Below are 20,579 nucleotides of genomic sequence, written 5' to 3'. Positions count from 1 at the left end.
ATACAAAAAAGATGCATTGCGGATTGTTCGGCAATGCATCTTTTTTTATTCTTTATTTTTTATTCATCGGAATACACAGAAGAAACGGAGGCATTCCTGTTAATTATAGTCCCACAGATTTCACGGATTTTCACAGATTTGACCTGTGCGGTCTAGGAGGATAATTCCTACAGGACTTTTCCCAGGAACTCCTGGAGTCTTGGAGACTTCGGATGATTGAAGACTTCTTCAGGGGTACCATCCTCCGTAATATATCCGTCACTGAAGAAGAGCACACGATTGGCAACTTCACGGGCAAAGCCCATTTCGTGGGTTACAACCACCATCGTCATACCTTCGGCAGCCACATCCTTCATCAACTGCAATACTTCTCCTACCATCTCCGGGTCGAGCGCAGAAGTTGGTTCATCGAAAAGAAGAACCTCCGGATTCATTGCCAGGGCACGGACGATGGCTACACGCTGCTTCTGTCCGCCCGAAAGGCTATCCGGATAACTGTCTGCCTTGTCCAGCAATCCGATGCGGGAGAGAAGCTCTGTCGCCTTCTCATCCGCCTCTTCACGGGTCATCTTCCCCAACTCTACCGGTGCCAGCATGATATTGCGGCGGATAGTCATGTTCGGGAAAAGATTAAACTGCTGGAACACCATACCCACCCGCTGACGCATCTTATTGATATCTACATCCCAGGAGGTAAGGTCTATGCCATCGATCAGAATCTTTCCCTCCGTAGGTTCCTCCAAGAGATTGATGGAACGCAGGAAGGTACTCTTGCCACAGCCCGACGGGCCAATAATGGCAACCACTTCGCCCTGTTTGATGGAAGTGGTAATGCCTTTCAGGACTTCGTTGTCGCCGAAGCGCTTGCGAAGTCCTTCTATCTTGATTATCTCGTTCATTTTATCCATTCTATTATCTTTCGCTCTTTCTCAAACGCTTTTCCAACTTTCTCACTCCGGCATTCAGTCCGAGGACGATGATGAGATACAGGCAGGCAACCACACCCAATGGCATCATTGCCTCGTAGGTGATGCTGCGGATGATATCGGAACCCTTGGTAAGATCCACGAGACCGATGTAACCGCTGATGGAAGTCTCCTTAAGCAGGGTGATAAGCTCATTACCCATCGCCGGCAGCACATTCTTGAAGGCTTGTGGCAGGATGATGAGTCGCATGGTCTTGCCATAAGAAAGACCGAGACTTCTACCCGCTTCCATCTGTCCCTCATCTACCGACATGATACCCGAACGGATGACCTCGGCAATATATGCCGCAGAGTTCAAACCGAAAGCTATGACAGCCACCAGGATCTTGTTGACATCGGCAGAGGCGAAGACCACATAATAGATGATGAGCAACTGCACCATGGTAGGTGTACCACGCATGATGGTGAGATACAACTGGCAGAGCATATTCGGAATGCGCCAACCACCCCGACGTTCGTGACGGGCACGGACAATGGCTATCAGCGTACCGAGAATCACGGAGAGGATGATGGCGAAGAAGGTGATGATGAGCGTATTGCCCAATCCCAGCAAGAGATACAGATAGCGGTTGTCATCAATGAAGCAAGACTTGAACTTGTCCAGAAATCCATGCTGTGAATCAGCCACTTCTGCATTTTCTGAATTTACCATGATAACCTGTCGCACATCGGCGTAGGAATCGGTGAATCCGATGTTCTTCTCACGCTCCGGGGTGACGGTAATACCGGCGATACCGGCATCAGCCTTACCAGCCTGTACGGAAGTGATGATGGCATCAAACTCCATATCAAGAATCTCGACATCAACGCCCATCACATCGCCGATGGCATTCGCCACATCTACATCGATACCCACAATCTTACCATCCTGGTAGTACTCGAATGGTTCGAAGGTGGCATTGGTGGCAAAGCGGAGACTCTTCTTCAGTCCGAGCTTCTGCAGCGCTTCCGGTCCAACCTTCTTCACATCCGAAGTCTTAGGCGTATAAGCCACGGCAATGCCCCTTTCCAGATGGCGGTTGACGATGGAATCGATGACACCATTCGCCTTCAGGATACGGATGGCATGATTGATGGACTGCTGCAACTCGGCATGATCCTTTGCCACACAGATGGCGAAAGAGGAGGCATCGAAGGTTTCCGGCAGAATGCGGAGAGAAGGATTCACCCGCTGGAATGCCTTGGCTGGTGCCTCATCGGTCACCATACAGTCGATCTTACCCTGAAGGAGTGCCTGAATGGCATCGGCTCCCTTGTTGTATCGTTCTACCTTGGTGCCATCTCCTTTCTTTTCCAACTCAGTGGCAAGGCCGTCGCTGGTGGTACCTAACTGTACGCCGATAACGGCGCCCTGCAAATCAGCCTTCGTCTTCAACTGCTTCTTCGCATCGGAAGAATCCGAGCCGCAGGAAGCCAGAAGAAGACAGGCTGCTATTACTAAAGTACTTAAACTAAATTGTTTTATCTATTATAAATCATCTAATTAATAAAAAGCTTCTGCCCTTACAGGGCGATTATTCTCCTTTAAAGCCTTTAGCCAAACCGCCCTCGCTGGTTTCCTTATAGAGCGAAGGGAGATCGTGACCGGTCTGTCGCATTACCTCTACTACTCTATCGAACGATACGCTGTGATGACCATCCGAGAAGGAAGCGTAGAGATCAGCATCCAGGGCACGGGCAGCCGCAAAGGCATTGCGCTCGATACAAGGAATCTGTACCAATCCGCAAACCGGGTCGCAGGTCATACCCAGGTGATGCTCCAATCCCATTTCGGCAGCATACTCTACCTGAGCAGGACTACCACCAAAGAGCTGGCATGCTGCAGCTGAAGCCATCGCACAGGCTACACCTACCTCACCCTGGCAACCCACATCAGCACCACTGATAGAAGCATTGTGCTTGACGATGTTACCCACCAATCCGGCAGTAGCCAAAGCGCGGAGGATGCGGTCCTCGCTCATTTCATGGGCGGTATGCATGTGATAGAGTACGGCAGGAAGCACACCACAGGCACCACAGGTAGGAGCCGTAACGATGGTACCGCCCGATGCATTCTCCTCACTCACCGCCAGTGCATAGGAATAAACCAGTCCGCGGCTCTGCAAGGAAGCACGATAGCCCTTTGCCTTGATATGATAGACTGCTGCCTTGCGCTGGAGTTTCAGCGGTCCAGGCAAGACACCCTCATGACTGAGACCATTGCGGACAGACTGCTTCATGGTTTCCCAGATCTTGCGGAGATAATCCCAGATATCCGGATCCTCGCATTTCTCCACGTATTCCCAGAAAGAGCGGCCGTTGTCGTAGCACCATTTCTGGATTTCCGCCATCGTCTTCAGGTCATAGACATCTTCAGCGCCCAACTCCGACTGTCCTTCAGAACCATCCGAGATGGCACCGCCACCGATGCTATATACAGTCCACTCATCAATCACGTCGCCATTCAGGTCCTTGCCCACAAACTTCATTCCGTTAGGATGGAAAGGCAGGAAGACCTGAGGCTTCCAAATGATATGCACAATATGCTTCTTGAGCACTTCCTCGATAGCCACATCGGTCATGTGACCCTTGCCGGTAGCAGCCAGGGCACCATACAATGTAACTTCGTAGGACGAAGCGTTAGCACAACGCTCCAGGAAGAGCTTAGCTGCACGCTGAGGTCCCATCGTATGACTGCTCGATGGTCCCTTGCCAATTCGGTATAACTCCTTTAAAGATTTCATTTTTCCCGTATTATAATGTTATTGTTTTCATTTCAGGTATTTTCCCCTTGCTAGTCTATTTCACCTGGGTGGCTCTGGTGATGACGATGTCTTCCAGCGGGCGGTCATTGTTGTCCTTGTTGGTAGCCACATTCTGGATCTTATCTACCACATCCATACCTTCCAGCACCTCGCCGAACACGGTATATCCATTGTCCAGATGAGGCACTCCACCATGCTTGATGTAACCCTGCTGCAACTGCTCGGATGGCAATGCGTAGGATTTCGCACCCTCTCTCTTCTCCTTCTCTACATAGTATTCCATCTGTCGGGGTGAGAAGTTTCTGCCCCAGGTGATATAGAAATCGGTAGAGGCTGATGCCTTGGTTGGATTCTCATCATCCCCCTCACGGGCTGCACAGAGCTGACCGCGCTTGTGGTAATATTTAGGATAGATGATTTCGGCTGGTACCGTATAGTTGACATCAAACTTCTCCACCTTTCCGGGAGTAACCTTGCGACAAGAATAATCACCGCCCTGAATCATGAAGTTCTTGATGACACGCTGAAAGATACAGCCGTTGTAATATCCGCTGTTCACAAGCTTGAGGAAGTTGTCGCGATGATGCGGAGTATCGTTATAAAGAGCCACACGTATATTGCCCATCGTGGTTTCCAGCAGTACCTCGTGGCAGGTGGTATCACGAGGTGCCTCCCAAGGGAGCAACTCGTTATCGTATGCCGGACGGGCTGTCTGCAGAGTTGGCTGAGTCTGTTCCTGCGCCATTGCCTGAGGAGCAAAAGCAGCCAGCAAGAGGGCAGATATCGTTATTATCTTTTTCATTTTCTTAATACTTAAATCTGTTTTTTATGTTATTGATTGCAAAGATAATGATTTTATTCTAAAAAGTTATGCTTTTCTCAAACTTTCTTTATATCTTTGCGTGCAAAATGACAGAAACGGGCAAAATGATGCTCAAAAATTGGTGAATAACATAAAAAGCTTCGAAAAAGAGGCTACATAAACGATTTGATATGATGACAACAAAAAGATTATATCTTCTTCTCCTGGGCTTCGCTCTGATAGGAATGAAAGCCCAGGCACAGCACGTGAGCTTCGGACCTCTGCACAGTCAGGACAATCCGAGGGAAGACTGGTTGTTGCCTGGCGATACGGTATATCAGGACGGAAAGACCGTGGTATATGGTGGCAAACCGGTGAAGAATACGCAGGATAGTGATTATTACAACAATCCTATCTCGAATCTGACCAATACGGGAGAATTGGGAAACAGTTATGACTATTGGGGAAAAGACTGGGGCAAATATGGCTGGAACCGATATGGCTGGGGACTTCATAAGGGACTGAACCTCTCGGTAGATCTTTCCGTCTTCGCCACTTTCGGCAAGCATGCGCCACACTGGGGCGGTTTTACCCAGACCATCAATGCTACGTATCTCACGGCGCTCACCAAGGACAATAAGCTGTGGATGGCTCTGGGTACCTATCTGAACAACATCAATTACGGAGGCGATAATTTCCGGGATGGTGGTGTGTATGGCATTCTGGGCTTTCAGTTTAATGAGCACTGGGAGGCATACGTATATGGACAGGTAAGTGTTGCCAACAACTACAATTCCATCTACAACCGTTATGCCGGATATGGTCCTTACGGTTATGGCAGATATGGTATGTATCCCGGTGCCTGGGGAATGGGCGTGATGCCTGGAGGATATGGTATGGGAGCTGCCGGTGCCAATGTATTAGGTGCCGGAGTCAGATACACCAACAAGAACTTCTCCATCGGAGTAAGCGTAGAAGGAAACTGGTATAATAACCCAAAGACTCCTTCCTATTACAAACAGTATGATTATCCGGTATCAGAACCGCTTAAGTGATAAACAATAAAGCCAGCGACCGAAAAATCGCTGGCTTTATTATTTTGATTATTGAGTAGTGATGACAGATTATCCATTGATAATCTGAACGATGCGTTCTGCAGATCGTCCATCCCATCTATCAGGAATACCACCCTTCTTCCATTCACCCTTCACAATCTTCTCCATAGCCTGCTGAAGCTTCTCCGGGTCTTCAGCAACGAGCTCGTTGGTTCCTACGGTTACGGTTTCCTGATGCTCGGTATAACTGTTCAGGGTGATACATGGCACTCCATTGAAGGTAGCCTCTTCTGCCACATTACCCGAATCGGTGATTACGCCCATGGCGTGGGCTGAGAGATAAGAGAAATCAAGATAACCCTGAGGATGCACAACCATGATACCTGCCTGATGGTCAGCCACATCCTGGTAAGCCTTGAAGGCAAGCACGAATCCCAATGCCTTGCCACGCAAAGGAGCCAGAACCTTGATGCCTGCCTGTCGAGCCACACAGTCGATCGTTGAGATCAAGGTCTTCATCTCTGCGATATTGTTGACGATGACCTTGCGGTTCAAGGTAAGTACCATATACTTGCCATCCTCCAGATGCTGTTCATCCATCACCTGAGGACGCTTCATACGCTGCTGCAGGAATCGGATGTTATCAATGAGTACATTACCCACCATATAGACCTTAGAGAGTTCGGCACCCTCCTTGTTGGCAATACTGTTGTTGGAGATACCTGCGGTGAAGAGAATATCAGAGAGTCCGTCGATGACCAGACGGTTGATTTCCTTCGGCATAGTGATGTCGAAACTACGGGTACCTGCTGCGATGTGAGCCAACTGAACGCCCTGCTTCTTGGTGACGATAGCCACAGCCATCGTTGAAGCCAGATCATCCACCACAATCACCACATCCGTAGGATTCTGCTGGAGATAGCGCTCAAACTGAGCCATCACCATACCGGTCAGCTCATTCATATTCTCACATTCCACACCCAGATAAACATCTGGCTTCTTGATGCCCAAATCAGAGAACAGGGAGTCCTCCAGCGTCTCATCGTTCTCACGACCCGTGAACACCAGTTCATACTCCATCCCTTCGCCCTGCTTCCGGGCGTTCTCTATCGCTCTAATCACCGGAGCCACCTTAATGAAATTAGGTCTCGCTCCGGCAACAATACAAATTTTCTTACTCATATTTTTAAGTTTACCTATTTTCAAGTTTACTTACTGTTAAACAAATCCTTGATTCCGCCAATTGATCCCAGTAGGTTGGTAGCCTCGTATGGCAGATAAACCACCTTATTATCCTTACCCTGAGCTACTTCCTGCATCATGGTAATGTATTTCTGCGCCAGCAGATAGTTGGCAGGATTGGTACTCTGTCCTACGGCTTCGGTAATCTTCTTGATGGCGATGGCCTCAGCCTCAGCCTTGCGGATGCGGGCGGTAGCCTCACCTTCAGCTCTCAGGATGGCCTGCTGCTTGGCAGCCTCTGCCTTGTTGACAATCGCCGCCTTTTCACCTTCGGAGAGCAGACGCTGTTTCTCCTTCTCACCTTCTGAAGTAAGATGGTAGCTCGCTTGTTACGCTCTGCCTGCATCTGCTTCTCCATCGCCTGGAGCACACTCTCAGGAGGAGTGATATCCTGCAACTCAACTCGGTTTACCTTGATTCCCCACTTGTTGGTGGCATCATCGAGCACCGCACGAAGCTTGGTGTTGATGGTGTCACGGGAGGTAAGCGTCTGGTCGAGCTCCATCTCACCGATGATGTTACGCAGGGTAGTCTGAGTCAACTTCTCTATCGCATTAGGCAGGTTGTTGATTTCATAAACACTCTTGAAAGGATCTACAATCTGGAAATAAAGCAGTGCATTGATCTGCATCTGGATATTATCCTTGGTAATCACATTCTGGCGGTCGAAATCATAAACCTGCTCACGAAGGTCGATGCTGCTGGTATAAGTATAGCTTCCCCTACGCATCGCCACGATGGTCTTCGCCTGGTCGATGAAAGGAATGATAATGTTGATACCTGGCTTCATGGTAGCATAATAGCGACCCAATCGCTCGATGATTCTGGTCTCACTCTGAGGAATGATCACGATGGTTTTCTTTACCACTACCAGTGCAAGCAGCACAAGAGCAATCAATACATAAAGTCCTATTTCCATGATGTTTACTATATTAAGTGAATACTAATGATCTGACACTTTTTCTGAAATAAGAAGCTAGCACTTCTCTACCTGGAGAATGATAGACTGGTGCCCCATCACTCTTACACGGGTGCCCTTGGCGATATCACCAGCAGCGCCCGGAGCTTCTGCCTTCCAGTCATCACCATCGAGCTTCACTCTTCCATACCCACCGGCAACGATGGTTTCACTCACCTCGCCTATTTGTCCGTCAAGGGCATCGGAATTACTCTTCCGATGATCGGCTCCCTTACGGATAACCTTTACCAGATGCGGACGGATCAACAGGATACTGAGTACGGAACATACCGCCCAGACCACTACCTGCAACCAGAACGGAGCATCCATCACAGCCACAGGTATGCTGATGAGCGCACCGATGGCAAAACAAGTCACGTAGAAGTCGCCGGAAGACAACTCCAGGATGAGGCAGATGAACATGATGACAGTCCAAAATAGCCAGAGGTTTTGAGAGATATATTCCATCATATCGTTATATTTTAGTTGATTTCTTCGTCTCGTTATTTTTTAGTTGATTTCTTCATCAGCGAGCTAGCCTTGATGGTCTTGACACCCGTTTTAGTTGTGGTAGTAACGGAAGTCTGTCCCTGAGGCTTGTAATACTTCAGCGCAGTAGGCATCGCCGCCTTCAAGGCAGCAATACGCTTGGCATCGGAAGGGTGATCGCTGAAAATGTCACTCTTGCCCTGATTGCCAGAAGCCTCAGCCATACGTTCCCAGAAAGGTATCGCCTGCTGAGGATCGTAGCCTGCCATCGCAGCAAAGATCAAGCCCATATAGTCGGCTTCTGTTTCGTTTTCACGCGAATACTTCAGATTACGGAAGGAGAAGTACTGTCCAGCTACGGCACCAGCCAGATCTCCCACTCCATTACCTACTGCCTGATTCAGCACACCGCTCAGAATGCTGGTACCTACCTGCTGGTTCTGAGCCTTGGAAAGCTGTTCGGCACTATGCTTAGCCACGGCGTGTGCTATCTCATGACCCAGTACGATGGCGAGCGAATTATCGCTGGAAGCCACCGGGAGCAAGCCTTCATATACCACAATCTTTCCGCCAGGCATGCAGAAGGCATTCACACTGTTGTCCTGAACGAGGTTGAATTCCCAGGAATAGTTCTGCAGATCATTGGCGTATCCGTTCTCCTTGAGATAAGTTTCCACGGCAGCAGCCAGTCGCTTTCCGACTCTTACCACCTGCGCAGTCTTCACTGCATTGGTAGATTTCTTTGCCGAAGCCATGTACTTGGTATATTCCTGATTAGACAAACTCAACACCTGTGCATCTGAAACAGAGATGCGATGGGTGCGACCCGTAAGAGGCACCTTCTGCGTTGTACCGCAAGATGCAAGCATCATGGCGGCCAACATGCTAAAAACTAAAACCTTAATCCGTTTCATTTTCTATCTTCTCTTAAGTTATGTATTCTATTTGCACGAAATAGTTATCTTATGATTTGCAAATATACATCAAATACACGAAACAACCAAGTTTTTCCGAGAATTTAACAAAAAATTAATCCCGGCTCCGAGATTCCAAGCAAGAATCTCAGAGCCGGGATTTTAACTTCCTTAAATTCCTGATATTATTTTCTAGCATTCATTGCCTTCTTGGCAGCAGCTACAGCCTTGTTGTACTTAGCAGTAGCCGACTTCAAAGCCTTGGCATTGTTAGCCTTCTTGGCAGCAGCTACAGCATCATAAAGGTTCCACAACTTGTACTTAGCAGTAGCCTCCTTCTGTGACTTGGTATAAGCAGCAGCGGCAGCCTCTGTAGCAGCCTCAGCCTCTGGTGCAGCATACTGATGCTTGTAACCATCCTGCTTGTTCCAGAAACCACGGGTGAAGTCTGGGAAGGTAACGGCAGCGCAGTTGTTGTCCATAGAAAGAGCACCCAACTCAGCCAAAGAACACCACTCAGCCAAATCATAAACGTCCATATCCAATGGCAAACCATTCTGCAAGCAGTAAACCAGACGAGAGTCCATGATGAAATCCATACCACCGTGACCCATCTGACGGCCCAGCTCACCATACTTCTTCAAGATTGGGTGATAATACTTCTTGGTCAAAGCTTCCTTCTGCTCCTTGTTCATGAAACCATGAGCATTGAGGTTATCCATCTGAGGAGCACCTGTACCCTTGAGTGCCTCGCCAGAGAGTGCAAACTCCTCTGTAGGATACTTGGTAGCGTAACCCTTGGTACCTGTGAGCTTGAACAGACGGTTGTATGGCTGAGGAGTCATCACGTTGTGCTGAATCTCCACCACCTTACCCTTAGCAGTACGCATCAAGGTAGTAGTATGGTCACCATTGCGGAACTCCTTGCACTCCTTGCCGCTCTTGTTCTTCACCCAGTCCTTACCCACGAAAGACTCTGTATCCATAGCAACGAGCGTTGTGAAGCGGTCGCCACGGTGAATATTCAGGCACTGAGCAACAGGGCCCAAGCCGTGAGTAGGATAAACATCACCACGGTTCTCCATGTTATACTTCATACGCCAGTGGAGGTTGTCCTTGTCATTGTCAGCTGGATCCTTCCAGTAAGCATCCCAGAAGTCCTCAAGACAGTGGATATAAGCACCCTCAGCACGGATGATGTCACCGAAAACGCCATCCTGAGCCATAGCCAGCGCATTCATCTCATAGTAGTCGTAGCAGCAGTTCTCCAAGATGAAGCAATGCTTGCGAGTCTTCTCGCTCAAGTTAATCAGGCTCCAGCACTGATCCAGATTCATGGCACTAGGAACCTCGATGGCTGTATGCTTACCATTCTCCATCGCAAACTTGGCTACTGGGAAATGGTGATTCCAGTCGGCTGCGATATAAACCAGGTCGATGTCAGAACGCTTGCACAAAGCCTCATAACCCTTCTCACCGCTATAGATATCAGCAGGCTTCAAGCCCTGCTTGCGCAAGTACTCCTGTGATTTCTCTGCACGAGCCTCCTCGTAATCGCACAAGGCAACGATCTCTACACCTGGAATGTGGCAGAAACGCATTACTGCCCAAGGACCACGCATACCTAGACCTACAAAGCCCACACGTACTGTCTTCAACTTAGGAGCCGTCAATCCCAAAACATTCTGCTGTCCTGCAGGACGTTCTGGTGTCTCCACAACGATTGTACCCTTGTCCCAATGCCACTTGGTGCCTGGAGACAAAGACTGAGCGCTAGCGGACAAAGAAAAAGCCGCCAAAGCTGCCATCAAAAAACTCTTAATTTTCATCCCTAAAGTTAGCAACACTTAAAGTTAGTAATATTAATTAATAGGTTCTGATCAACATCTAGGTTTCTCAGCAATTCTCTCAAATCAGCACTCCATTCATCTTAGTGTTGCATTAGAAAATAAATGGAACGCTGAAATGACTCTGCAAAAGTACAAATAAAATTTGAGATACTGAATCTTTTTAGTGTTTTTTTATGGATAAAGACGCAATTCGAGGCTTTTAACAAGAAAAAACGCTCTGAATCAGAATGACAGAAACAAGAAAAAACCGCTTCGCTTAAAGCGAAACGGTTTTCTTTTTACCCTTACTCTCATTACCAACGCGATCGAGCGCTGTAACGACATAGGTATATTTCTGATCCTTTACGTATGGTATCGGATAGGTGGTATCGTAAACAACAGCCTGGAGAGCGGTGACATCATTGAGATTCACAGGCACTCCCTTTTCAAAACGGTAGATGGCAAAGCGGTTGGCCACATCGCCCCATTTCTTCTTCTTTGCCTTTGGAGCCTTCCAGGTAAGAAGTGGTCCCTTCTCCGTCCACTCCATCTTCAGACTCTTCACACCCTTTGGTGCCTTATCGTCGAGAAACGGCATCAATGGAGGAAGCGCAGGATATTTCCAGTAATAATCGCGCAGCGTATGTCCGATGTTGCCCACATTATCTGCGGCAGTCTTGGCATACCAGAGCACGGTGCCCTGTACATTATTCATCTGCTGGTGAAGGCGATGCTTGGCAGGCAGCTGATGGCTCTTCGGATTCGCAGGATCAGCAAACTTAGCCGTACGCTCGATATCCTCACCTATATAAAGAGGACGGTTGCCGGCATACTTGTTCCACCACTGGATGAGGGTCTTGTAATCTGCCGCCTTGTTACCTATCTCCCAATAGATCTGAGGCACACAGTAATCGATGAAGCCATTGTTTACCCAGAGGAGGACATCTGCATAGAGATCATCGTAGTTCTGAAGACCGAAAGTCTGTGAGCCAATCGGAGAGTTTTTCCTGTTGCGATAGATACCGAAAGGAGAAACGCCGAACTTCACCCAAGGCTTGACACGATGGATGGTTTCCCCCAACTGCTTGACAAACCGGCTCACATTATCTCTTCTCCAGTCGCCGATATTACGGAATCCGCGAGGATTGGCAGCGTACATCTGCTGATCAGGAATCTGCTTGCCAGCTACCGGATAAGGATAGAAGTAGTCGTCGATATGAAAACCGTCGATATCATAACGGCTCACGATATCAGCAGCCACCTGACAGGTATAATCAGCAGCCTCCTGAAGTGCCGGATTGAGAAGCACGAGATTATCATAGTTGAAACAGAGGTTCGGATGCTTCTTCACCACGCTCTGGGATGACACCTGGGAGAACGAGGTAGAACCATGCTTGGCACGGTAAGGATTGATCCAGGCATGAATCTCCATTCCACGCTGATGACACTGCTCAACCATCCACTCCAGCGGATCCCAATAAGGCGATGGAGCCTTGCCCTGCACACCGGTGAGGAACTTGCTCCAAGGTTCAAGATCACTCTGATAAAGGGCATCACATTCGGCACGCACCTGGAAGATGATGGCATTCACGCCATCCTTCTGCAATTCATCAAGTTGCTTGGTGAGCATCGACTGGATCTGCTGGGTTGATTTACCCAAATACTGTCCGTTGACACACTGGATCCAGGCGCCACGGAATTCACGTTTGTTCTGTGCCATCAGGGATGAAGTCTGAAACATCAGCATCATCGCCAACATCAGCATCCCTAAGATTTTCTCTCTTCTCATTAATTAGCGTTTATCGTTTAATGTTATAGTTTAATTCTAAATTATTCTTTCTTTTCTTCCTCATCACGCAATGTAGGCAGCGAGATGTGGTATTTCACGGCGAGCAGACGAATGATGCAGACCGTGAGGAAGGAGGCAACCACTGTAATATAGAGACTCAAGCCCAGATAGCTGAATGCCCAGTAAACCAGACCGCCCAACACACAAGCCATCGCATAGATTTCCTTGCGGAAGATAACCGGTTCCTCGTTGAGAAGCACATCGCGGATAACTCCTCCAAAGGAGCCCGTGATACATCCCATGATGATAGCTACCCAGAATGGGAAACCACAATCGAGGGTCTTCTGGATTCCGGCGATATTGAAAAGCGCCAAACCGAGGGTATCGAAAAGAAACCAGGTATTGTCTAGACGCTTCAGATAATGATGGCACACAATCACCACCAATTGTGCCAAGAACGTAAACAGGAGATAGATAGGACTCGACATCCAGAAAGGATTCAAGCCCAGCATCACGTCGCGGATGGTTCCGCCTCCGATAGCTACAGCCACACCACACACAAATCCGCCCAGCCAATCATAATGCTTGCTGGCGGCAAGTCTGATGCCCGAAAGGGCAAATGCAAAGGTTCCAATGAACTCGATGACGCTCTGGAGTGTCATCACAAGTTCCGGGTCTTGATGAATAGTCATTGTTTCTCGTAATAAATTATTTTTTTAGTTTTTGAATCTTTCTCCCCAGCAGGTAACCATCCAGTTATAGAGTCGTTCTTCTGAAGGAGAATGCTGCGGATGCCAGAATCTGGCGTCTTTCAGTTCATCAGGTAGATATTGCTGCTCTGTGAAATGTCCCGGATAATCGTGAGGATATTTATAGCCATCATGATAGTCCAGGTCTTTCATCAATTTGGTAGGCGCATTGCGGATATGCAGCGGCACAGGCAGATTACCGGTCTGCTTCACCGTGGCAATGGCATCATTGATACCCAGATATGCACTGTTGCTCTTCGGACTGGTAGCCAGATACACCACGGCTTCGGCAAGTGCAATCCTTGCCTCAGGCCAGCCTATCTTCATCACCGTATCGAAGGCTGCATTCGCCAGCAGGAGCGCATTCGGATTCGCCAGTCCCACATCCTCGCTTGCACTGATCACCACTCTTCGGGCGATAAACTGCGGATCTTCGCCGCCCTCTATCATACGCGCCATCCAATAGAGCGCCGCATCTGGGTCACTGCCTCGAATACTCTTGATGAAGGCAGAGATGATGTCATAATGCATCTCGCCCTGCTTATCATAAGCCAGCGGATTCTGCTGCAACTGTTCCTCTACCATCTTATCGGTGATAACCACTTCATCGCTGCCTGCTGATTCCACCACCAGTTCCAGGATATTGAGCAGTTTCCGGGCATCACCGCCACTGAAGCGGAGCATAGCTGCGGTTTCCTTCAACTCAATCTTCTTCTGCTTGAGTTCCACATCCTCGGTGATGGCTCGCTGCAGGAGTCCCTCCAGGTCTTCCTTTTCCAACGATTTGAGCACATAGAGCTGGCAACGGGAAAGGAGCGGGCGGATTACCTCGAAAGAGGGATTTTCCGTTGTAGCACCAATCAGGGTGACAATACCCTTCTCCACCGCCCCCAACAGAGAGTCTTGCTGACTCTTGGAGAAGCGATGAATCTCATCAATAAATAAGATAGGAGAAGCAGAATTGAAGAATCTGCCACTCTTCGCTCTCTCTATCACCTCGCGCACATCCTTTACGCCACTGGTAACGGCAGAAAGGGTGTAGAAAGGAACCTTCAGGGTCTGGGCTACGATTTGAGCCAAAGTAGTCTTGCCCACTCCCGGAGGTCCCCAAAGGATAAAAGAGGATATGCGCCCTGCGTCTATCATCTTGCGCAGCACGGCACCCTCGCCTACCAGATGCTTCTGTCCGACATAATCGGCGAGCGAGCGAGGTCTCATTCTTTCAGCTAATGGTTCACTCATATCAATTATTTTTTCGCCACAAAGGTAATGAAAAAAAACGAAACACGCATAAGTTTTTAGGATAAAAGAAAAAAAAATGCATAAAAGCAAAAAAATAAGCTAGAAAATTTGGATATATAAAAAGAAGTACTTAATTTTGCAATCAAAATACGTACAACAATGAGAAATGAAAAAAATATCACCCTCAAGACATTGACCAAGAGCAGTGTCTGGGATCTCCAGGAGAATGATGTTTTCCGTCTTTGGGAAGCTGCCGAGAAAGACAACGACCTGAAGGACAATCAGCGTAGATACCTCGACATCATTCGTAGTGCTTTCGAGATTGAGCCAGTCAAGATTGACCGTACTGAAGTGCTCGACAAGTTGGTTGACCGTGGCTTCAAGATCGGTACCTTCCGTATCGACGACAAGAACGAAAAGTATGCCATCAAGAAGCGTCCTATCATGCGTGTGACTGACCTCACCTATGAGAATATCGGTCATGTAACTGCTACCAAGCTTATCGAAGTGCTGGAGCGTAACTTTGGCGGTGGCTGGGATAGTCTGTCTCAGAGCATCAAGGATATCATCGAGAGCGGTTTCGACATCAGTACTACTACCCTCCCAAAGGATCGTCTAAAGAAACCAGGTGGTCTCTACGAGAAGAAGCTCGCTGACGACTACGAAGTACTCATAGTGCCAAAGGGCACCTGGGTAGAGGCTATCTTTGCCAAGGAGAAGCCAAAGCAGGAGAAGATTCGCATGAAGTTTATGGATGACGACATGGACCGCGACGAAGACCTGCTGGACCATGACGAAGATGAGGATGCACCAGAGATTGAGGATCACTACAATGATCCAGATGAGGACGATGATGCATTCGATGACGACAAGCTCACCGAGGAAAGCTACCGTACTACCTTTGAGGATCCAGAGAACCTGGGACTCGATGACGCAGAAGACGTAGCTGATGACGATTATTAAAATATACATTATTATATAATAAGGAGAAAGAAATGAACGCATTAGTAGGATTAATCGCATTAATCGTGGTAGCACTCGTAGGTTGGGCTATCGCAGAATTTAAGTACAAGACCTTCACCTTTACCCGTTCTGAGAAGGATATCGAGGAAGAGGAAGAGTTGGAGGAACAGAAGCGTGCCGAGGGTTTCAAGGAGATGAACATCCGCGACATTATGCGTAAGAACTCTACCAATGGCTACAATGCCGTAGGTTAAAGAGGGATTTTTAAACTCTAAAAGAAAATGATGATACAATACACCATCATTGCAACGATATTGGCGGCATGCATTCTGTATGTCGCCTTTCGTATTTATAAATCGTTGCAACAGGCAAACAAATGCAAGAACGGCAACTACCGATGCAGTGGTTGCGCTTTTTATGAACAGTGCAAGAAGAAGGGAAAGTTGGATTCTACAGATAATAATTAGAAATGGACTCTGAAAATGAATATTTTTGAAAAAAATCGAATATTTTTCGAAAAAAGATGCGGAAAGATTTGGTGGATTCAAAAAAAAGTAGTACCTTTGCACTCGCTTATCAGAAATGGTAACAGAGACTCTACAAGGTGTCTTAACCGAGCGGTTAGGTAACGGTCTGCAAAACCGTGTAGAGCGGTTCGACTCCGCTAGACACCTCGCAAAAAGGAAATCCTTTAAAAAGGGTTTCCTTTTTTGTTTTCCATACCTTCCCTACCGAATTCTATTCACTGCACATTCATCGTTTTTTTTAGATTGGACAGAAACACGAGATGGAGGGTAGATTTGAACAAATGTAGTATTACTGGGGAAAAACAAAAGAAAAAAAGAGCAAAAAGCAGAAAAAAGCATTTTTTTTCAAAAATAGTTTAGATTTTATTTTTTTAAACCAAATATTTTTGCTACCTTTGCAGTCGTTATCCTGAATACAATCTTTTTACCTTAAAGAAAACTAATACCTATTGAATGTAGAGCAGTTGTCTGAGAAGATAGCTGCTCTTTACTTTTTAATATTGCCCAATTTTTCCAATAACTTACTTTTTCCTTCCCTCTATACAATATCGCCCGCTATCCTGCGTTCTAATATATATGAAGAAAATAGAAATCATAGAACTTCCCAAGATATATGATCCTCGCGGCTGTCTTACCGTCGCTGAGGAAAGCAGCCATATCCCCTTCAAAATAAATAAGGTGGAATGGAAACATATCGGCATCATTCATTCTGATGCCCCTATGGAACTTGAACCTTGTTCTATGATGCTGATTGCACTGGCAGGTGAAATCACCATACAGATTATGGAAGAAGACTTGTCTTCTAAGCCTACCCCGCCATCAGCAAGAACCCTCAGGCTAACCCGTCCTAATCAGGCTCTGATTCTGCGGGAAGCTTGTAAAAGCAGCATAATTGATAGCACCAAGCATTCCCTGCTTCTTACTATTCATTAAAAAATAAAGGAAATGGAAACAGAAAACGAAAAGAAAGCCATCAAGTATCTTGACCTGAAGGCTATCAATGCCCCATACGAAGAAGAGATCAAGAAGGAAATCAACCAGGTAGTAAGTAGCGGATGGTACTTACAGGGAAGATGCGTGAAGCAGTTTGAGAAGAATTATGCCACTTTCATCGGCACCGAGTACTGCATTTCATGCGGTAACGGACTGGATGCTCTCAAACTGATTCTGATGGGAGAAATGGCTATTGGCAAGCTCCACCAGGGTGATGAGATTCTGGTGCCAGCCAACACCTATATTGCCACCATTCTTTCCATCACGAGTGTGGGGCTGGTTCCTATCCTCGTAGAACCCAACCCAGAGACACTGCAAATCGACGAGAACCTCATCGAGAGCAACATCTCCTATAAAACCAGGGGCATCATGCTGGTACATCTCTACGGCAAGTTATCCTGGACGGAAAGAATCCAGGAGATCTGCAAGGAGAACGATCTGCTGATATTCGAAGACAACGCACAGGCTTTCGGATGCGGATACGTCAACAGCTCTGCGCGAGAGGCTATCAGAAGAAAGCTGAATCAAGAAGACGAGAATATCACCTATCAAAATCAGATAGACGAGAATATCACCTATCAGGACCAGATAGATATCATCAGCAATAACGCCATCCAGAAAAGCATCTGCCACACGGGTGCTCTCGGAGATGCCGGCGCCCACAGTTTCTACCCAAGCAAGAACCTGGGAGCATTGGGCGACGCAGGAGCCGTGACAACCGATGATGAAGAGCTGGCTGAGGCTATCCGAGCCCTCCACGATTATGGAAGAACCAGCAGATTTGATTTTGAATATCAGGGTATCAATTCCAGAATGGATGAGATTCAGGCAGCAGTACTCAATGTAAAGCTGAGACATCCCCACGATGAGCATATCGCCAGATGCAGGAAGGCGATGCTCTATATGGATTATCTGCATCCTGCCATCGTGGAACGCTGCATCCCGAAGAGATTACTGGAAGATCCATTCAGCAATGTACTCCATATCTTCCCTTTCATGACCGAAGAAAGGTTGAGGCTGAGGGAGTTTCTGATGGATGAATCTGTAGAAACTGCGATACACTACCCTATTCCACCCAATGAGCAACTGGGATATCCTGAGCTTCGACATTATCAACTACCGATTACCCAGAATATCGCCTGCCAGGAGCTGAGCCTTCCCTGCAACTCTACGATGAGAGACGAGGAGGTCATCCGGGTAGCACAGCTTATCAATGATTATTTCTTGCGACGCAATCTGCGGTAGAAGTCTTGCAGACGACCAGGCGCAACGCCTTTCTTCTGCAAAGCTTCCAGTTCGCGATAGGCATCCAACTTTCTGTTGAGCATGATGAGGAGATCGATGCGGTTGATGCGGTAATCGGTATTATCCTCATCGAGGGAGATTGCCTTGGCGTAATCATACTCGGCAAGTTCCAGCTGACCACGCTCCTTCTCCATACCGCCACGTGCTGCATAAGCCGTTGCACTATCCGGGTATTGTTCAATCAGATTATTGATACCATCATACGCCTCGGTATAGTGCTTGTCCTTCTCATTCAACAACGCCAGACCGAGCTGAGCCTGAAAGTTACCAGGCACCAGAACCAGAAGGTTCTGATAATCAAGACGGGCAAAGTTATAGCGCAGAAGCTTTTCGTTAACGAATGCACGGTAGAAGAGGCCTGCGATATTGGTATTGTTGAGGAACAACACCTTGTCCAGGTCATCCTTGGCATAATTCCACTGTTCCAGCTGGATATTCCACGCAGCCTTCTTCAGACGCAGATCGATGCTGTCAGGATGATAGGCAAGCACACTCGTAGCTGCTGCCAGGGAATCGCGCAGCGCCTTGTTCTGAGCCTTGGAATCGCGCAACGCTACATCATCAACCTTAGAATCAGCCGTCAAATTGTTTTGCTGGGCAAACAGAGGTGTAGCTAGCAAACAACCTATATATAATATGATACTTTTCTTTTTCATGCTGCAAAAATACAAATAGTTATGCAATCAACCAAAAAAGGAAAGATAAAAGATGTTTAGAATTTTCAAAATAAAATAAACAGAAGCAAAACTCCTTGTTTTTCTGGGTTTTAGCGATACGAAATTTATCCTTAAGGAAAAAATAATTTCCCTTAAGGGAAAATATATATAGCCTTAAGGAAAAATAATCTTTCCCTTAAGGCTATTCAAATCAAAATTCTATCTTGTAAGAATACTTCTAAAAATCAATCCAGATTAAGCATTCTTGATCCAGTTAACGATCCACTCGCCAACCTCTGTTGTGCCATAGTGAGCACCACCCTCAACCTGAATCTCAGGAGTGCGGACATTGGCATCGAGAGATGCATCTACAGCCTTACGAATCAAGGCGCCCTCCTCGTTCAAACCGAAGTGCTCCAGCAACATGGCTGCAGAAAGGATCTGTGCTACAGGGTTAGCCAGGTTCTTGCCAGCTGCCTGTGGCCATGAACCGTGAACAGGCTCAAACAATGGGGTGTGCTCACCCAAAGAGCTAGATGGCTGCAAGCCCATAGAGCCGGTGATGCAAGAGGTCTCATCGGTAAGGATATCGCCGAAGGTGTTCTCTGTAACGATAACATCGAAGAATGTAGGCTCTGTCAACACGCGCATAGAAGCATTGTCGATGAACATATAGTCGGTGTTCACCTCAGGATACTGTGGCTCCATCTCCTTGGCAATCTGACGCCAGAGACGAGAAGATGCCAATACGTTTGCCTTATCTACCACAGTGAGGTGCTTGTTGCGCTTCATAGCAAACTCGAAAGCTACCTTCAAGATGCGCTCAATCTCAGGACGGGTATAGATATCTGTATCATAAGCCTTGTCGTTATCCTGATACTTCTCACCGAAGTACATACCACCAGTCAACTCGCGGATGACTACGAAGTCAGCTCCCTTCAGGAGCTCATCCTTCAATGGTGACTTATGGAGCAGGCAATCGAATGTGGCTACTGGGCGAACATTGGCGAAGAGGCCCAACTTCTTACGCATAGCGAGCAAGCCCTGCTCAGGACGAACCTTGGCTGTTGGGTTGTTGTCGAAACGTGGGTCACCAACGGCTGCGAAGAGCACTGCGTCGGCATCCATACAAGTCTTGAAGGTCTCCTCTGGGAACGGATCACCTACCTCGTCGATAGCGTGAGCACCGCAGATTGCCTCGTTGTAAGTAAACTCGTGGTTGAACTTCTCTGCAATGGCCTGCATTACTGCTACGCCCTGCTTCATAATCTCTGGTCCGATACCATCACCGGCGAGAACTGCAATGTTTAATTTCATCTTATTTATAGTTTAAACG

The 20,579-nt window shown here is 47.5% G+C and carries 18 protein-coding genes, 1 tRNA gene and 1 pseudogene; 6 read left to right on the top strand and 14 right to left on the bottom strand.

What is annotated here, in order from left to right; translation table 11 throughout:
* Positions 1–167 precede the first annotated feature (167 nt).
* From DW830_RS09455 to DW830_RS09440, 4 genes are all read right to left on the bottom strand, one after another.
* On the bottom strand, positions 168–908 hold the full coding sequence (locus DW830_RS09455; protein ID WP_119249705.1) for an amino acid ABC transporter ATP-binding protein: 741 nt from the start codon (positions 906–908) through the stop codon (positions 168–170).
* A 4-nt stretch (positions 909–912) separates the two neighbouring features.
* On the bottom strand, positions 913–2,361 hold the full coding sequence (locus DW830_RS09450; protein WP_233544467.1) for an ABC transporter substrate-binding protein/permease: 1,449 nt from the start codon (positions 2,359–2,361) through the stop codon (positions 913–915).
* Positions 2,362–2,500: 139 nt separating this feature from the next.
* Positions 2,501–3,709 carry an L-serine ammonia-lyase gene (locus DW830_RS09445; protein ID WP_119249703.1) on the bottom strand — a complete coding sequence of 403 codons (1,209 nt, stop codon included), beginning with the start codon at positions 3,707–3,709 and terminating at the stop codon, positions 2,501–2,503.
* 55 nt (positions 3,710–3,764) lie between these two features.
* A complete protein-coding gene (locus DW830_RS09440; RefSeq protein ID WP_233544466.1) occupies positions 3,765–4,532 on the bottom strand; it encodes a peptidylprolyl isomerase in 768 nt (255 codons plus the stop codon).
* Between the two features lie 191 nt (positions 4,533–4,723).
* On the opposite strand from DW830_RS09440, the gene DW830_RS09435 reads away from it, so the two are divergent.
* Complete coding sequence (locus DW830_RS09435) at positions 4,724–5,587, top strand: hypothetical protein (protein ID WP_233544465.1); 864 nt, start codon at positions 4,724–4,726, stop codon at positions 5,585–5,587.
* 69 nt (positions 5,588–5,656) lie between these two features.
* Here DW830_RS09435 and DW830_RS09430 read toward each other — a convergent pair whose 3' ends face one another.
* The 8 genes and pseudogenes from DW830_RS09430 to DW830_RS09395 form a co-directional block, all read right to left on the bottom strand.
* On the bottom strand, positions 5,657–6,769 hold the full coding sequence (locus tag DW830_RS09430; RefSeq protein ID WP_119249702.1) for a UDP-N-acetyl glucosamine 2-epimerase: 1,113 nt from the start codon (positions 6,767–6,769) through the stop codon (positions 5,657–5,659).
* Positions 6,770–6,795: 26 nt separating this feature from the next.
* A pseudogene (locus DW830_RS09425) lies at positions 6,796–7,748 on the bottom strand (SPFH domain-containing protein).
* A gap of 57 nt (positions 7,749–7,805) precedes the next feature.
* Complete coding sequence (locus tag DW830_RS09420; protein ID WP_119249701.1) at positions 7,806–8,258, bottom strand: NfeD family protein; 453 nt, start codon at positions 8,256–8,258, stop codon at positions 7,806–7,808.
* A gap of 32 nt (positions 8,259–8,290) precedes the next feature.
* Entirely contained in the window at positions 8,291–9,190 is a 900-nt protein-coding gene (locus DW830_RS09415; protein WP_119249700.1) for a M48 family metallopeptidase, read from the bottom strand.
* A gap of 185 nt (positions 9,191–9,375) precedes the next feature.
* Complete coding sequence (locus DW830_RS09410) at positions 9,376–11,019, bottom strand: Gfo/Idh/MocA family protein (RefSeq protein WP_119249699.1); 1,644 nt, start codon at positions 11,017–11,019, stop codon at positions 9,376–9,378.
* A 277-nt stretch (positions 11,020–11,296) separates the two neighbouring features.
* Positions 11,297–12,808: a glycoside hydrolase family 10 protein gene (locus DW830_RS09405; RefSeq protein WP_119249698.1), complete on the bottom strand. Its 1,512-nt coding sequence runs from the start codon at positions 12,806–12,808 to the stop codon at positions 11,297–11,299.
* A gap of 41 nt (positions 12,809–12,849) precedes the next feature.
* Positions 12,850–13,500 (bottom strand): trimeric intracellular cation channel family protein, encoded by a 651-nt coding sequence (locus DW830_RS09400; RefSeq protein ID WP_118312473.1) that lies wholly within the window; start codon positions 13,498–13,500, stop codon positions 12,850–12,852.
* 24 nt (positions 13,501–13,524) lie between these two features.
* Complete coding sequence (locus DW830_RS09395; RefSeq protein WP_119249697.1) at positions 13,525–14,799, bottom strand: replication-associated recombination protein A; 1,275 nt, start codon at positions 14,797–14,799, stop codon at positions 13,525–13,527.
* A 159-nt stretch (positions 14,800–14,958) separates the two neighbouring features.
* Here DW830_RS09395 and DW830_RS09390 point away from each other — a divergent pair, with 159 nt between their 5' ends.
* The 5 genes from DW830_RS09390 (at position 14,959) to DW830_RS09365 (ending at position 18,527) form a co-directional block, all read left to right on the top strand.
* Positions 14,959–15,762, top strand: coding sequence for a hypothetical protein (locus tag DW830_RS09390; protein WP_119249696.1), 804 nt, complete (start codon positions 14,959–14,961; stop codon positions 15,760–15,762).
* Positions 15,763–15,794: 32 nt separating this feature from the next.
* Positions 15,795–16,016: a hypothetical protein gene (locus DW830_RS09385; protein WP_119249695.1), complete on the top strand. Its 222-nt coding sequence runs from the start codon at positions 15,795–15,797 to the stop codon at positions 16,014–16,016.
* Between the two features lie 349 nt (positions 16,017–16,365).
* Positions 16,366–16,436: transfer RNA gene (locus tag DW830_RS09375), tRNA-Cys, on the top strand.
* Between the two features lie 429 nt (positions 16,437–16,865).
* Positions 16,866–17,222 (top strand): WxcM-like domain-containing protein, encoded by a 357-nt coding sequence (locus DW830_RS09370; RefSeq protein ID WP_119249693.1) that lies wholly within the window; start codon positions 16,866–16,868, stop codon positions 17,220–17,222.
* Positions 17,223–17,234: 12 nt separating this feature from the next.
* Entirely contained in the window at positions 17,235–18,527 is a 1,293-nt protein-coding gene (locus tag DW830_RS09365) for a DegT/DnrJ/EryC1/StrS family aminotransferase (RefSeq protein WP_119249692.1), read from the top strand.
* Here DW830_RS09365 and DW830_RS09360 read toward each other — a convergent pair.
* Entirely contained in the window at positions 18,500–19,171 is a 672-nt protein-coding gene (locus tag DW830_RS09360; RefSeq protein ID WP_199656098.1) for a hypothetical protein, read from the bottom strand. The genes DW830_RS09365 and DW830_RS09360 overlap by 28 nt on opposite strands.
* A 327-nt stretch (positions 19,172–19,498) precedes the next feature.
* A complete protein-coding gene (leuB, locus tag DW830_RS09355) occupies positions 19,499–20,560 on the bottom strand; it encodes a 3-isopropylmalate dehydrogenase (protein ID WP_089542501.1) in 1,062 nt (353 codons plus the stop codon).
* Positions 20,561–20,579 lie beyond the last annotated feature (19 nt).

Origin of the sequence: Prevotella sp. AM34-19LB (assembly GCF_003468525.1) — a bacterium.
Lineage (GTDB): Bacteria > Bacteroidota > Bacteroidia > Bacteroidales > Bacteroidaceae > Prevotella.
The sequence above is the reverse complement of the archived record's forward strand: the minus strand, read 5'-3'. Positions and strand labels throughout refer to the sequence as shown.

What these genes read in the sequence shown, in the direction of transcription:
- DW830_RS09455 (WP_119249705.1), bottom strand. Translation starts at nt 908, where the DNA reads ATGGATAAAATGAACGAGATAATCAAGATAGAAGGACTTCGCAAGCGC.
- DW830_RS09445 (WP_119249703.1), bottom strand. Translation starts at nt 3,709, where the DNA reads ATGAAATCTTTAAAGGAGTTATACCGAATTGGCAAGGGACCATCGAGC.
- DW830_RS09440 (WP_233544466.1), bottom strand. Translation starts at nt 4,532, where the DNA reads ATGAAAAAGATAATAACGATATCTGCCCTCTTGCTGGCTGCTTTTGCT.
- DW830_RS09435 (WP_233544465.1), top strand. Translation starts at nt 4,724, where the DNA reads ATGATGACAACAAAAAGATTATATCTTCTTCTCCTGGGCTTCGCTCTG.
- DW830_RS09430 (WP_119249702.1), bottom strand. Translation starts at nt 6,769, where the DNA reads ATGAGTAAGAAAATTTGTATTGTTGCCGGAGCGAGACCTAATTTCATT.
- DW830_RS09420 (WP_119249701.1), bottom strand. Translation starts at nt 8,258, where the DNA reads ATGATGGAATATATCTCTCAAAACCTCTGGCTATTTTGGACTGTCATC.
- DW830_RS09415 (WP_119249700.1), bottom strand. Translation starts at nt 9,190, where the DNA reads ATGAAACGGATTAAGGTTTTAGTTTTTAGCATGTTGGCCGCCATGATG.
- DW830_RS09410 (WP_119249699.1), bottom strand. Translation starts at nt 11,019, where the DNA reads ATGAAAATTAAGAGTTTTTTGATGGCAGCTTTGGCGGCTTTTTCTTTG.
- DW830_RS09405 (WP_119249698.1), bottom strand. Translation starts at nt 12,808, where the DNA reads ATGAGAAGAGAGAAAATCTTAGGGATGCTGATGTTGGCGATGATGCTG.
- DW830_RS09400 (WP_118312473.1), bottom strand. Translation starts at nt 13,500, where the DNA reads ATGACTATTCATCAAGACCCGGAACTTGTGATGACACTCCAGAGCGTC.
- DW830_RS09395 (WP_119249697.1), bottom strand. Translation starts at nt 14,799, where the DNA reads ATGAGTGAACCATTAGCTGAAAGAATGAGACCTCGCTCGCTCGCCGAT.
- DW830_RS09390 (WP_119249696.1), top strand. Translation starts at nt 14,959, where the DNA reads ATGAGAAATGAAAAAAATATCACCCTCAAGACATTGACCAAGAGCAGT.
- DW830_RS09385 (WP_119249695.1), top strand. Translation starts at nt 15,795, where the DNA reads ATGAACGCATTAGTAGGATTAATCGCATTAATCGTGGTAGCACTCGTA.
- DW830_RS09370 (WP_119249693.1), top strand. Translation starts at nt 16,866, where the DNA reads ATGAAGAAAATAGAAATCATAGAACTTCCCAAGATATATGATCCTCGC.
- DW830_RS09365 (WP_119249692.1), top strand. Translation starts at nt 17,235, where the DNA reads ATGGAAACAGAAAACGAAAAGAAAGCCATCAAGTATCTTGACCTGAAG.
- leuB (WP_089542501.1), bottom strand. Translation starts at nt 20,560, where the DNA reads ATGAAATTAAACATTGCAGTTCTCGCCGGTGATGGTATCGGACCAGAG.